This is a genomic window from Kitasatospora sp. NPDC030952, from assembly GCF_055571335.1.
Map to the genome: position 1 here is coordinate 303708 of NZ_JBVIFM010000008.1, position 13120 is coordinate 316827.

Annotated in this window: 10 protein-coding genes and 3 pseudogenes; 5 read left to right on the plus strand and 8 right to left on the minus strand. The window is 71.1% G+C overall.

Features of this window, described 5'->3' with window-relative positions; genetic code table 11:
• Positions 1–687, minus strand: coding sequence for a response regulator transcription factor (locus ACZ47G_RS17330; protein ID WP_380458355.1), 687 nt, complete (start codon positions 685–687; stop codon positions 1–3).
• A gap of 63 nt (positions 688–750) precedes the next feature.
• On the opposite strand from ACZ47G_RS17330, the gene ACZ47G_RS17335 reads away from it, so the two are divergent.
• Both ACZ47G_RS17335 and ACZ47G_RS17340 read left to right on the plus strand, forming a co-directional pair.
• Positions 751–1944 (plus strand): UDP-N-acetylglucosamine--N-acetylmuramyl-(pentapeptide) pyrophosphoryl-undecaprenol N-acetylglucosamine transferase, encoded by a 1194-nt coding sequence (locus tag ACZ47G_RS17335; protein ID WP_465743493.1) that lies wholly within the window; start codon positions 751–753, stop codon positions 1942–1944.
• Between the two features lie 99 nt (positions 1945–2043).
• Positions 2044–3063, plus strand: a complete 1020-nt coding sequence (locus ACZ47G_RS17340; protein WP_465743495.1) for an SDR family NAD(P)-dependent oxidoreductase — start codon at positions 2044–2046, stop codon at positions 3061–3063.
• A 172-nt stretch (positions 3064–3235) separates the two neighbouring features.
• Here ACZ47G_RS17340 and ACZ47G_RS17345 read toward each other — a convergent pair whose 3' ends face one another.
• From ACZ47G_RS17345 to ACZ47G_RS17365, 5 genes are all read right to left on the minus strand, one after another.
• Positions 3236–3865 carry a DUF3592 domain-containing protein gene (locus ACZ47G_RS17345; RefSeq protein WP_465743497.1) on the minus strand — a complete coding sequence of 210 codons (630 nt, stop codon included), beginning with the start codon at positions 3863–3865 and terminating at the stop codon, positions 3236–3238.
• A 154-nt stretch (positions 3866–4019) separates the two neighbouring features.
• A complete protein-coding gene (locus ACZ47G_RS17350) occupies positions 4020–4811 on the minus strand; it encodes a putative protein N(5)-glutamine methyltransferase (protein WP_465743499.1) in 792 nt (263 codons plus the stop codon).
• Positions 4812–5050: 239 nt separating this feature from the next.
• Positions 5051–6271, minus strand: coding sequence for a BRCT domain-containing protein (locus tag ACZ47G_RS17355; protein WP_465743501.1), 1221 nt, complete (start codon positions 6269–6271; stop codon positions 5051–5053).
• Between the two features lie 183 nt (positions 6272–6454).
• A complete protein-coding gene (locus ACZ47G_RS17360; protein WP_465743503.1) occupies positions 6455–6727 on the minus strand; it encodes a hypothetical protein in 273 nt (90 codons plus the stop codon).
• A gap of 176 nt (positions 6728–6903) precedes the next feature.
• Positions 6904–8430, minus strand: coding sequence for a hypothetical protein (locus tag ACZ47G_RS17365; RefSeq protein WP_465743505.1), 1527 nt, complete (start codon positions 8428–8430; stop codon positions 6904–6906).
• A 398-nt stretch (positions 8431–8828) separates the two neighbouring features.
• Here ACZ47G_RS17365 and ACZ47G_RS17370 point away from each other — a divergent pair, with 398 nt between their 5' ends.
• Entirely contained in the window at positions 8829–11282 is a 2454-nt protein-coding gene (locus ACZ47G_RS17370) for a helix-turn-helix domain-containing protein (protein ID WP_465743515.1), read from the plus strand.
• Positions 11283–11291: 9 nt separating this feature from the next.
• Here ACZ47G_RS17370 and ACZ47G_RS17375 read toward each other — a convergent pair.
• Positions 11292–11836, minus strand: a pseudogene (locus tag ACZ47G_RS17375) (NF041680 family putative transposase); the annotation flags it as partial.
• Here ACZ47G_RS17375 and ACZ47G_RS17380 point away from each other — a divergent pair.
• Positions 11828–12041, plus strand: a pseudogene (locus tag ACZ47G_RS17380) (transposase); the annotation flags it as partial. The pseudogenes ACZ47G_RS17375 and ACZ47G_RS17380 sit on opposite strands and share 9 nt — an antisense overlap.
• Before the next feature lie 97 nt (positions 12042–12138).
• Positions 12139–12421, plus strand: a pseudogene (locus ACZ47G_RS17385) (transposase); the annotation flags it as partial.
• Between the two features lie 129 nt (positions 12422–12550).
• Here the strand turns inward: ACZ47G_RS17385 and ACZ47G_RS17390 are convergent.
• Positions 12551–13120, minus strand: a 570-nt coding sequence (locus ACZ47G_RS17390) for an ATP-binding protein (protein ID WP_465743507.1), incomplete at its 5' end; no start/stop codon positions are given.

Consider the following 13120-nt stretch of genomic DNA (forward strand, 5'->3'; position numbering starts at 1 on the left):
TCAGGCCCGGTCCAGTCGGTAGCCGACCCCGTGCACGGTGTGCACCAGTCTCGGTTCGCCGCCGGCTTCCAGCTTGCGGCGCAGGTATCCGACGTACACGGCCAGCGAGTTGGAGTCCGGGCCGAAGTCGGCGCCCCACACCCGCTCCATGATCATCTCGCGCGGGAGCACCTGCCCGGGGTGCCGCAGCAGGGCCTCCAGCAGGGCGAACTCGGTGCGTGAGAACTCCAGCGGCCGCCCGGCCCGGTTCCCGGTCCGGGTGACCGGGTCGACCTCCAGGTCGGCGAATCGGTAGCCGGGCTCCTCGACCGGCGGGGCGCTGCGCCGCAGCAGGGCACGCAGCCGGGCGGTCAGTTCGTCCAGGGCGAAGGGCTTGACCAGGTAGTCGTCGGCACCTGCGTCGAGGCCGTCGACGCGGTCGCTCACCGAGTCGCGCGCGGTCAGCACCAGGATCGGGATGCGGTCGCCCAGCGCTCGCAGCCGGCGGCAGACCGCCAGACCGTCGAGGACGGGCATCAGCAGATCCAGCACCATCGCGTCGGGCTGCCAGCCGGCCACCTCGCTCAGCGCCGCCAGCCCGTCGGCGGCGCCGCGCACCTGGTAACCCTCGACCGTCAGCCCGTCCTCGACCGCGGCGCGCACCTCGGGATCGTCGTCGACGACCAACACCCTCTGCCCGTTGCTCATGCGGACAACCCTCTCAAAACGACTCTGAGAAGTCTCTTAGACGGCCTCAGCAGGGTTTACGGCATGCGGACAGAACACGGCCGTCACGGCCACCAGAACGACCGCCCCCTGTCGGTGGTGATCGGTGCCGGCGGCACCGGCGGGCACATCTACCCCGGCCTCGCACTGGCCGAGGCACTGCGCAGGGCCGACCCCCGGGCGGTGATCTCCTTCGTGGGCACCGAGCGCGGGCTGGAGACCACCCTGATCCCGCAGGCCGGCTACCGGCTGCACACCGTCGACATGATCCCCTTCGACGCCTCCCTCGGCCCGCGCCGCTACCTGCTGCCCGCGGCGCTGCTGCGCTCCGGCCGGGACTGCCGCGAGATCCTGCGGGCCCAGGGCGCGCAGGTGGCGGTCGGCATGGGCGGCTACCCGAGCGCGCCGGTGATCGTCGGCGCCCGGATGGCCGGGCTGCCCAGCGTGGTGCACGAGTCGAACGCGGTGCCCGGCCGGGCCAACCGCTTCGCCGCCCGGCTCACCCCGCACATCGCGCTCGCCTTCGATCGGACCCGCGAGCACCTGCCCGCCGGCCGGTCGGCGCAGACCGTCGGAATGCCGCTGGTCGGCGCCGTAGCCCGGCTCGACCGGGCGGCGCTGCGGGCCGAGGCCCGGCGGCACTTCGGCGTCCCGGACGACGTGCGGCTGCTGGTCTTCAACGGCGGCAGCCTCGGCGCCGCCCGGCTCACCGCGGCCGCCGTCGAGCTGGCCGCGCGCTGGCGCCACCGCACCGACCGACGGCTGCTGATCAAGACCGGCCCGGCCGCGCTGGCGCAGGTGACGGCCGCGCTGGCGGGGAACCCGATGGCGCACGCGGTCGCCTACCTGGACCGGATGGACCTCGCCTACGCGGCGGCCGACCTCATGGTGTGCCGCTCCGGCGCGGCCACCGTCGCCGAACTGTCCAGCCTCCGGATCCCCGCCGTGCTGGTGCCCTACCCGCACGCGCCGCACGACCACCAGACCCACAACGCGCGCGTCCTCTCCGACGCGGGCGCCGGCCTGCTGCTGGCGGACGGCGAGTGCACCGGCGACCGGCTGGCCGCGCTGGTGGAGCCGCTGCTCGCCGACCCGGCCCGGCTGGCCGCGATGGAGCGGGCGGCCGACCCAGGCGACCACGCCCGGGCCGCCGACCTGCTGGCCGCCAAGGTGCTGCGCGTCATCGGCCGCACGCCGGCGCCCGAGCAGCCTTCCGTCCCCGCCCCGTCAGTCCACTGACTCCCGACCGCTCGACACCCGGCCGCTCGACACCCGACCGCTCGACACTCGGCCGCTCGACACCCGGCCGATTCCGAACACCCTACGGAGGAACCCCCCATGACCGACTTCGACACCCCCAGCGTGGCGCAGGACTGGAGCGGGCGGACCGTCCTGGTCACCGGCGCCGAGGGCTTCATCGGCAGCACCCTGGTCGACCTGCTGGTCGCCCGCGGCGCCCGCGTCCGGGCCCTGGTGCACTACAAGCCGTACGCCGAGCGCGGGTACCTGGCCCACTACCTGGCCGAGCCGGACCCGGCCGTGGAGATGTACGCCGGTGACGTCCGGGACTACGGCCGGGTCCTGGACGCCGTCGCCGGCTGCGACACCGTCTTCCACCTCGCCGCGCTGATCGGCATCCCCTACAGCTACCAGGCGCCCGAGGCGTACGTGCAGACCAATGTCGTCGGCACCCACAACGTCGCCGCCGCCTGTCTGCGGCACGGCGCCCGGCTGGTCCACACCTCCACCAGCGAGGTGTACGGGACGGCGATCACCGCGCCGATCGACGAGCGGCACCCGCTCCAGCCGCAGTCCCCCTACTCCGCCTCGAAGATCGGCGCGGACATGATGGCGCTGTCCTACTGGCACACCTTCGAGCTGCCGGTCGCGGTGGTCCGCCCGTTCAACACCTACGGCCCGCGGCAGTCCGCCCGCGCGGTGATCCCCACCGTGCTGGCCCAACTCCACTCCGGTGCACGAGAGATCAGGCTCGGCTCGACCACCCCGACCCGTGACTTCACCTACGCGACCGACACCGCCGAGGGCTTCCTGGCCGTCGCCCGGGCCGACCGCGCGCTCGGCGAGGTCGTCAACCTCGGCACCGGCAGCGAGGTGTCCATCGGCGACCTCGCCAAGGCCCTGATCGTCGCCTCCGGCCGGGACGCCGAGATCGTCGTCGACCCGAGCCGGCTGCGCCCGGGCGGCAGCGAGGTCGAGCGGCTGCTGTCCGACAACCGCAAGGCGCGCGAACTGACGGGCTGGCAGCCGCTGGTGGGCCTGGACGAGGGGCTGCAGCGCACCTCCGACTGGGTCGCCGAGCACCTGCACCTGCTCGCCCCGAACCGCTACCAGGTCTGACGGCGCAGCGTCGTACTCGGGCCCGCCGGGGTGCTTCCCGACGGGCCCGACCCAGCACTGGCCCCACCCAGTCCCGGCCCGACCCACCGCCGGCCGCGACCCAGCACCGGCCCGGGCTGCGCCCGCCACCGGGGGCGTCGGCTACGGGAGGCGCCGGCTACGGAGGGGCCGACTACGGGCCGGCCGCAACGCCTCCGCCCGCCACGGCGCGGCGGACGCCCGCGAGGTACCCGCGCCGGGCGCGGCGCTCCCCCCGGGCCGCCGGCACCAGTCCGACCGCGCAGCCCACCGCCGCCACGCAGGCGGCGATGACGAGTGGCGAGACGACGTCATCCGCGATGCGCACGTACGAGGGGTCACCGGGCTCGTACCGCACCGCCACCGGCGTGCCCGCCGCCTCCGCGAAGCCGAGACGCTCCCCGGTGTAGGTGCGGCCGTCGATCGTCCAGTGCCCCCAGCAGTTCCGGTCCTTGCCCGAGTGCCCGCATCCGTCGATCACCGCCGTGACGGGCGCCCGCATGCTCAGGTCGTCGCGGGCCTGCTGGACGACCGGGGTCAGCGCGCACAGGCCGAACAGCACCAGGACGAACGTCACCGCGCCCCAGGCCCGCCGGCTCGCCGCCACCCCGCCGGGAACAGCGGCGAGCCGGGCCGCCGCGTTGCCGTTGCGCACGACCAGCACGGCACCGAAGGTCACCGGCAGCATCACGGCCATGAGCGCGCAGACGGCCAGGTAGTGGAACCCCGCCAGGATCTGGCCGATCAGCACCACCGCCGCCGACCCGACGTACGCGGCACCCACCGCGACGGTCTACCGGTTGAACCGCAGCACCTGCCGTGCCGCCTCACCCACCCCATCGGTCACGGCGCGACCGTAGCAGCGCATTCGGGACGGTCCGCCACGGGGAGCCGGGGACCACCGGCGGCGGCAGCGTCGAACGCGGGCGGCCGACCGGTCAGCTCCTCGTCGCCATGACCACGGTGGCGTCCAGTTCCTCCTCGCGCCTCACCTCCGCCGCCAGGCCCGCCGCCCGGGCCACCGCCAGGGCGGCGGCCGCCTGACGCTCACTGGTCTCGAAGAGCAGCGCCCCACCCACCGCCAGCCACCCCGGCGCCGCCACGGCCACCCGGCGCAGCACGTCCAGCCCGTCCGCCCCGCCGTCCAGCGCGGGCCTCGCCTCGTGCAACCGGGCCTCGGGCGGCAGCAGTTCGAGGTCGCCGGTCGGTACGTACGGGACGTTGGCGATCAGCACCGCCACCCGCCCGCGCAGCGCGTCGGGCAGGGCGTCGTACAGGTCGCCCTCGAAGACCCGGGCGCCCGTGCCGGCCAGGTTGCGGCGGGCGCAGTGGACGGCGGCCCGGTCCAGGTCGGCGGCGTACAGCTCGACGGGGTGTCCGGCGCCGGCCGCCACGGCGGCGCCGAGGGCGCCGCTGCCGCAGCACAGGTCGACCACCACGGCATCGGGCCCGGCGAGTCGGGCAGCCTCGGCGGCCAGGAACTCGCTGCGCCGGCGCGGCACGAACACCCCGGGGTCGACGGCGATCCGCAGCCCGGCGAACTCGGCCCAGCCGACGACGTGTTCGAGCGGCCGGCCCTGGGCGCGGGCTCGGACCATGACGGCCAGTTCGGCGGGTGTGGCGGCGGCGGAGAGCAGGATCCGCGCCTCGTCCTCGGCGAACACACAACCGGCGGCGCGCAGTCGGGAGACGACGGAGGAACGGAGAGCAGCGGAGGCGAAGATCGGCAAAGGGAACCCCTTGGGCAGGACGGGAGGAGAACGGAGGACTCCGTCAGGGCTCCCGCCAGGGCCGACGCCGCGTCGGCGCGCCCGCGCTATCCGCGCGGTGCGCCCGCACGGCCGCGCTCCGGGAGCACCCGCTCGGACATACCGGTAATGGGTCTCACCTCCCTGGTTCGCGGTCGTGTTCAGCGTCGGTCACCCTACCGCACCCGCACCGGCCGTGATCGGGCCTCCGGCCGACGGCCTCACCCCAGGAAGTCGGCCACCAGGACGGCGAACTCCTCCGGGGTGGTGACCGGCACCCCGAGCTCCTCCGCCTTGGCGCGCTTGGAACCCGCCTTCTCGCCCGCGACCAGCAGGCTGGTGCGCTTGGACACCGAGGAGGAGGCCTTGCCGCCCGCGCGTTCGATCAGCTCGTTCATCTCGTTGCGGGAGAGGTCGGCGAGGGCGCCGGTCATGCTGCCGGTCACCACCACGCTCTGCCCGGCCAGCGGGCCGGCCACCGCCCCCTCCACCGCCGCCCCCTCCACCGCCGGGCCCGCAGCCGCCGCTGCCGCTACTGCCACCGCGACCACCGGCTCGGTGACCTCCGTCCCCACGCCCTGCTCCGTCAGCCGGTCCAACAGCGCCGCCACCTCGGCGAGTTCGGCCACGATCACGGCGGCCTTCTCCGCCCCGATGCCGTCCACGCCCGCCAGCGCCTCGGCGTCGGCGGCCCGGATCGCGGCCATGCTGCCGAAGTGTTCTCCATTCTTCGCGTGTCTCATGAGACATCGCTCTCGCGCGCCGCCTGGCTCCCGCCGCGTTCTACCGGCCATCGAGGCGGGCATCCTCGCGACGATACTGAGACATCCACCAACACGAGAAGCGAGTCCCGACTCAAGGTCGTCGAGGCGACCAAGAAGATTGTCGACCAGCGCGGTCCTCACCGCCTCCAGGTCCAGGCCCACTTCCTCCCGTAGCTGCTTCGCGACCCGCTGGGGAAGCTCGAAGGGGTTCTGGCGGCCGGAGGAAGTGCCGTCCTGGAAGCGCGCCAGCTCGGGGCCGGGAGAGTCGTGTCCGATCAGCATGCCCGGTTCGTAGTGGTCGAGGACGGTGCATGCGGCGTCGAAGTAGATCAGGACGGCGGGGCGGATGACTTCGGCTCGGTGCTGGTCACGGTGGTAGGTCTCGTTCCGGTAGTCGTGCAGTTTCTTCAGCACCGGCGCGAGGTCTGTGGGGAGCTTCTTCTTCCCGACCAGGAAGTCGATCCTCTTGCCGAACTCAGTGGTCCCCTTCCGCTGCGTCGTCGAGTTCACGATCCTTTCGAGCCTTTGGATCTCCGCGCGGAGGTCGTCGTCGCTCGGTCCTGATGCACCGAACTGGCGGTTCAGAGGCTTGTCGCTCTTGCGCATCGCTTCGAGCCGGCGGAGCCGACCGAGCCGGTCAAAGTCGAGACGCTCGGAGTCGAAGACGGCCTCGGCCATGCGGTGCATGATCAGTTCGACGGCACTGTCGAGCAGGATGTGGGCCAATCGAGGGCGCACGCGCCAAGCTCAAACGCCTGGTCGCCCGAAGCATCCTGATCGAACCGGAGCCCGGCCTATTCGTACCATCGCCCCCGTCGTCCACCCGCGCCTGATGGGCCATCACGGCACCCACTCGTGTGCCTATCCGGACGCGGCGTCCTCACCGCCACCGTCCTTCTGGGACGCCTCGTGGAGCAGGCGGTTCAGCTTCCGACGGGCATGCACGTCCCCCCGCGCCAGAACCGCCAGTTCCTCCATCCGCCGGGCACACGCGAGCAACTCCATGTGCCACAGATGGTGGTCATGAGCGTAGAAGTCGGCCGAGTAGCACTCGGCGTGTGCACTGACCAGCGCGATCGCCGTGTCCCAGTCACGACGTTCCTCGGCTTCCTTGGCCTGCTCAACCCATTCCACGGCATGAGTATCACCGATCAACAAGCAGGTCCGCATCGAACAAGATCGGTTCAACGAGCCAGTTCGGCCAAGTGCTCACTAAACACGCTCTGACACGCTCGAGTTGCTCAGTGTCGAGAGCCCGGGCCTTGACCAATGGTCAAGGCCCGGGCTGGGTTCCATGCTTGGAGCGGCTGTCAGTTGGAGAGGGAGGCGGTGATGTCCCGAGCGTTGGTGGCGTTGCCGAGGATTTCGTTCCAGCCGGTGGTGCTGTTGGTGTTGACGGTGAGGTCTTCGCCGTAGACGCGGCCGGCGGGGCCGGCGCCGAAGATGTGGATGAGGTTGTCGTTGGCTGCGACGGTGCTCAGGTGGGTCAGGCCGGCGCTGTCGCGCTGGGTCCAGGTGGGGTCGAAGTGGCCGGGGTTGGCGGTGTAGTTGGCGTACTGGGTGTAGAGGACGCCGTCGCCGCCGATGATCGAGACGATCACGTTGTTGCCGGTCGCGGCGGTGGCGATGTCCTGGGCGCTGGAGGCGTTGCCGGGCAGTTCGTTCCAGCCGGTGGTGCTGTTGGTGGTGAGTTTGATGTCTTCGCCGTAGACGTGGCCGCCGGCGGCCACGCCGAAGACGTGGATGGTATTGCTGTCGTTGGGTGCGGTGATGGTGCTGAGGGCGGTCAGGTCGGCGCCGTCGCGTTGGGTCCAGGCGGGGTCGAAGTGGGCGGGGCTGCTGTCGAAGTCGGCGTACTGGGTGTAGAGGACGCCGTCGCCGCCGATGATCGAGACGACCACGTTGTTGCCGGTCGCGGAGGCGGCGATGTCCTGCGCGCCCGAGGCGTTGCCCGGGACCTGCGCCCAGCCGGTCCAGGCGTCGGTGGCGGTGTTGACGCTCTGTCCGTAGACCCGGCCGTCCGCGATGCCGAAGTAGTACACCAGGCCGCCACCGATGTTGACACTGGTGATCTTCGTGAACCCGGAAGCCCCGCCGATCTCGGTCCAGGACGGATTGAAGTGGCCGGGGCTGGCGGTGTAGTTGCCGTACTGGCTGTACATCGCACCGTCACCACCCACGATGTCCAACTGAACATTCTGCGGCGCCGACGCCGGGGCCGGATCGTCCTGGATGTTGTTGTAACGGTAGGGGAGGAATCCGCCGCTCGTGAGGTAGCTCCGACTCAAGGTGATGGCCTGGGCGAAGAGCGGGGTGTGCGGTTCCTCCATGATGTTGGCCACCGTGTGGGAGGAGTCCGTCCAGCCTGCGAACAGCACCACGTGGGTCGAGATGTTGTCGATCATGTCGCCTGGCTTCAGGTCGTCGAGGCTGCCGAGCCGGGTGGCGAAGTTGGGCAGGGTATTGGTGGTGTCACCCCAGTTGTTGGCCGCGCTGTCCGGAAGGTCCCACGCCATCGAGACGAACCCCGAGCAGTCCGTGCGGTAGGTGCCGTTGGCGTCGGTGTGGTGAGCGAACTCGCTGTACGGCACCTGCTGGTCGACCCAGGACTGGGCCCGGGCCATCACCTGGCTCCGCGTGATGGGGCCGCCCGTGGTGGCGTTGGCTGCCAGGTTGCGCGCCTGCGAGCGGGTGCCGGAGGCAGCGGCGAGCTCCGCGGCGCTGGCAGTGGTCGGGTCCTTGACGGTCGGGGTGAACTGCGAAGTGGTTCCATGGCCAGCGAGGGGATGGGCCACGGGTATTGCCGAGGCGCTCTGCGCACCGATGGTCACAGTCATCGGGAGAACCACGGCGGCGGCCATGACTGCGAGGTTGCGGAACGTCCTGATCTTGCGCAAGGCGATGTCTCCATGGGTCGACGAAGCAGATGTACGGCCGGTTTTGACGGAAGGACGTGATGCGGCAACCCCGTGGTGCTGAATCGCCCACGAGGGCTGCCGCGCAGTCCTGTTCAGGTTTACGGGTTGATCGGGTGCGCCCGGCATGGCGTGGCTGACGTCGTGCCGAGCGCCGGCAGGTCTCGCTGCCAGGTGACGACGCTGGCGGTCCTGGCTGTCCAGTGGCCACGTCAGGAACCCGCCAGATGCGCATGGCGGGTTTCTGGCGGCCTCGATCGGGCCACGTACACTGCCCCTTCGAGGGAGGAGAGCGCAGTGATACGACTGAGTTCGTCGAGGTGAGCGGCGGGTTGGGTGCCCTGCTCCGAGGGCTTCGCCGACAGGCGGGGCTGACGCAGGAGCAACTGGCTGAGCGGTCGGGGCTGGGGGTACGGACGGTCCAGCGACTGGAGACCAGCAGGGCCGCAGTCGTGCGGACGGGGACAGTGCAGCAGATTGCCCATGCCTTGGCCGACGCGCTCGGGCGTGGGCGCGAGGAGGTCTGGCAGGAACTTCTGACCGCGCACCGCAGCCAGAGTTCGGTCGAGGCCACCGAGCCAGTGCTTTCGCAGGAGGTACCCGAGCTGCCCGACCGGCTACTCGGCGCGCTGACACCGAGCGGCCCGGGTGGACCGGGAGGCTCCATGGTCAGGAGCGATCTGGCGGAGGCAGCCGGCTCGCTGGCCCACGATGTGCACAGTCGCTGGTTGCGCGAGCAGGAGCAGCGCCGCGTCCACGACCCGTTCCCGCTGCCGGTGCGCTGGCGGTCCGCGCCCGTGGGTGTGCTGGACTCCTGGGAGAACATCACCGGCGCACCGGCAGGGGCCACCACCGAACCATTGCCGCTGGAAGGTGGCCTGGCCCAGGTCGCGCAGGTCTACCGCACTGTGCCGTCGGGTCGGCTGCTGGTCCTCGGCGGTGCCGGCAGCGGCAAGTCCGTCCTGATGATGCAGTTCGTCCTGGACCACTTGGCGTCGCGTACCAGCGAGGATCCGGTACCGGTCGTCTTCAGTCTCGGTTCCTGGGATCCGACCGTGACCGGTCTGCGTGACTTGTTGGTCGAGCGTCTGCTGCGCGATCACCCGAACCTCGCTGGGAGGGCTGCGGGCCGTCGGGTGAGCACGGCGGCTGCCCTGGTCGAGGCCGGCTGGATCCTGCCTGTCCTGGACGGCTTCGACGAAATCGCCCCGGGACTTCGCGGGGCCGCGCTTCGCGAGCTCAACGAGGTGTCCCTGCCGCTGCTGCTGACCAGCCGGCCCGAGCAGTTCGCCGATGCCGCCGGGACGGACAAGCTCTGCAAGGCCGCGGGCATCGAACTGTGCTGCCTGACCGTGGATGACTTGGCCTACTACCTCCCCCGCACCGAACGCTCGACCCGCCATGACGAGCCGGGGGGCCGAGCCTCATCCGCCTGGGGCCCTGTCCTGGACGAGCTTCGCGAAAGCCCGGACACCCCCGCCTGCGTCAACCTCGCCGCCGTACTGAGCACCCCGCTGATGGTGATGCTCGCCCGGACCCTGTACAGCGACACCCCCGGCCAGGACCCGGCCGTCCTCCTGGACGCCGCCCGCTTCCCGACCCCGCACGCCCTCGAAGAACACCTGCTGGCCGGCTTCGTCCCCACCGTCTACCGCCAGCGTCCTCCGGCCCGACCTGACGGCGCCCGGCAGCGCCCGCCCCGCTTGTGGGATCCGGACCGCGCCAGGCAGTTCCTGGGCCACCTGGCCGCACACCTCGACCGGCCCGGCCGGCGCGACCGCCAGGACCTGGCCTGGTGGCAGCTGTCCGGAGCGCTGAGCCTGCCCTCGCGCATCCTTGCCGTCGTCCTGGCCTGCGCCGTGGTCACGGGTCTGTGCGACGGGCTGGTGTTCGGGATCATGATCCTGATCAGGCCTGCCGGACAGATCCAACCAAGCGATGGTCTGCTGAGCGCCCTCACGGCCGGCCCACTCGCCGGCCTGGCCTTCGGACTGGCTTACGGGATCGTCGTCACCTTCGGCAAAGAGGCGTTCGAACCATCCCGCCTGCGGCTGCGACTACCGGGCCGCGGCCGATGGACGGGTGGCGCGCCCGCGCGCCGGATCCGCACCGCATCCTGCGCCGGCCTGGTCCTGGGCCTGATCGTGGGACCGACCTATGTTCTCACCGCCACGCTACTGACTCCGCTGTTCGCCCAGTACATCCACTTTGGACGCGCCCCCAGCATGCCGCCTGCCGGCACCTTGCTCGACACACTCGGTGCCGGTGTCGACGTTGCGACAGGGTTCAGCCTGGCCCTCGGGCTCATGGCCGCCCTGCAAACACCGCTCGACCTCGGTGCCGCCGCCACCCCGTCAGACCTGCTGGCCGCCAACCGCAGCTCCGTCATCCGCCAGGCCCTGCTCGTCACGCCGACGGTCATCGTGGCCACCACCGTCGTCTGGCGAATATGGGAGGCCGTCCTCGCGGGCCGCGCCGACCCGCAGGCCCCATTCGCCCAGGGGCTCACGTGGGGGCTCAACATCGGGCCCATCATCACCGGCTGCTACGTCCTGGCCTTCACCCCCTGGGGCCAGTGGCTGCTCTTCACCCGCATCTGCCTCCCCCTCACCGGACGGCTCCCCTGGGACACCATGGCCTTCCTCGACGACGCCTACCACCGCGGCGTCCTGCGCCAGGCCGGCGCCGTCCACCAGTTCCGCCACACCCGACTCCAGCACAACCTCAACCCCGCAACGAGCGAACCGCAACACTCTGGCGCTGAACTGGTCTGAGCTTGGCATTTATCCTCGCTGGGCTTGGCGTTTCTTGATCGACTCGGCGCGTTTGACTGTCTTTCCGACATCGTGACGTGCGGCCCGCTGCTTGTTCTTCGAGCCAGGAGGCCGGCCCGTCCGGGGCCCGGTTTGGACGGTTTCGGTGCTGCCGCTGGGCGAGCGGTGGTCGGGCGGATGTTGCGAAACCCCCGCCGCACTCGGGCGGGGGTGAGACGGCGGGGCTCGGCGGGCCGCTCCCAGGGGCGGCGGAGGTCCTCGGCCAGCGGCCGGGCAAGACGGAGTCGGGTGTGGGCGGCGATGACGAGCCACGTCCACAGGTCGGCACTGTCGGCGTGGCGGATCTTCGGGGCGGTCCAGCCGAGCGTCTGTTTCATGAGCCTGAAGGTGTGTTCCAGGTCGAATCTGCGGAGGAACGACTGCCACCAACGGTCCACGTCCGTGCCGGTGGCACCGGTGGCCGAGCACCACAGCCAGAGCGGTTTCGGATCCCGGTCGCCCGGCAGACGCTCGACCGCGAGACGGACCAACGTGCCGTGCAGGACCGGCAGGTCGTGCCGTGGTGCGACCTTCCTGAGCGCTACGGTTCCTGGAAGACCGTCCATGAGCGGCATCGCCGCCGGTCGGCGGACGGGACGTGGGAGCGCCTGCTCCAGCGGGCCCAGGCGGAGGTGGATGCCGCCAGCGGGATCGACTGGGACATCTCCATCGACTCCACAACGATCCGCGCGCACCACCACGCGGCCGGAGCCCCCCATGCGCCGCCGGTCCTCAAAGGGGGCGCCGCGCACGCGATCAGAAATGCCCAGATGTGGACGGAACTGTTCAACTGCCTGGTGGCGGTGGTGCAGCCGGCGAGGCTCTCGGGCGGTCCCGGGGCGGCCACACCACCAAGATCCACCTGAGCGCGGAGGGACGCTGCCGGGCGTTGTCGCTGGTCATCACACCGGGGCAATGCGCCGACTGCACCCAGTTCGAGCCCGTCATGGACAAGATCCGGGTTCCGCGCCTCACGACCGGCCACCCCCCGCACCAGGCCTGACAGCCTCAGCGCCGACAAGTCGTACAGCAACCGCCGGACCCGCCGCTACCTGCGGAGAAGGGCCATCCGGCACGTCATCCCCGAGAAGGCCGACCGTACTTCCGTCGCTGGCGGGACAGGGGCCTGTGTCAAGGGACAGTAGGAGTTCCCCGCTCGCGGACAGTTGATCTCCCCACTGGCGGACGTGGAAAGTCCCCGGTGGACAGTTGATCTCCCCGCCTCTGGGTCAGCCGAGCGGGACGACGCCTCGTCCGGTGGTCGCCTCGGCGAGGCGGTGGCTGTCGCCCTGCGTGACGACAACGTGGGCGTGGTGCAGGAGCCGGTCGACGGTCGCGGTGGCGAGGGTCTTGGGCATGATCTCGTCGAATCCAGACGGATGAAGGTTGCTGCTGACCGCCAGACTCCGCCGTTCGTAAGCGGCATCGACCAGACGGTAGAAGCCCTCGGCGGCGTCCGGCGAGACGGGCAGGAGCCCGATGTCGTCAACGATGATCAAATCGGTTCGGGTGATCCGGGAGATCGCCTTCGAGACGGAGTCGTCGACGCGGTGACGGCGGATCAGGGCCCCGAGGTCCTCGATGGTGAACCAGGCAACCGTCATCCCGGCGTCGACCGCCGACTGGCCGAGCGCCTCGCTGAAGTGCGACTTTCCCGTGCCGGAGGGTCCGACGACGCAGAGGTTCTCGCGCCGCCCGACCCGTTCCAGGGTCCGCAGCGCAGACTGCGTCGGGACCGGGATCGAGGACGCCTCCTCGTTCCAGATGTGGAAGGTCTTGCCGGTCGGGAACGCCGCCCG

What these genes read in the sequence shown, in the direction of transcription:
- ACZ47G_RS17330 (WP_380458355.1), bottom strand. Translation starts at nt 687, where the DNA reads ATGAGCAACGGGCAGAGGGTGTTGGTCGTCGACGACGATCCCGAGGTG.
- ACZ47G_RS17355 (WP_465743501.1), bottom strand. Translation starts at nt 6,271, where the DNA reads ATGGCCGAGGCCGTCTTCGACTCCGAGCGTCTCGACTTTGACCGGCTC.
- ACZ47G_RS17340 (WP_465743495.1), top strand. Translation starts at nt 2,044, where the DNA reads ATGACCGACTTCGACACCCCCAGCGTGGCGCAGGACTGGAGCGGGCGG.
- ACZ47G_RS17335 (WP_465743493.1), top strand. Translation starts at nt 751, where the DNA reads ATGCGGACAGAACACGGCCGTCACGGCCACCAGAACGACCGCCCCCTG.
- ACZ47G_RS17365 (WP_465743505.1), bottom strand. Translation starts at nt 8,430, where the DNA reads ATGACTGTGACCATCGGTGCGCAGAGCGCCTCGGCAATACCCGTGGCC.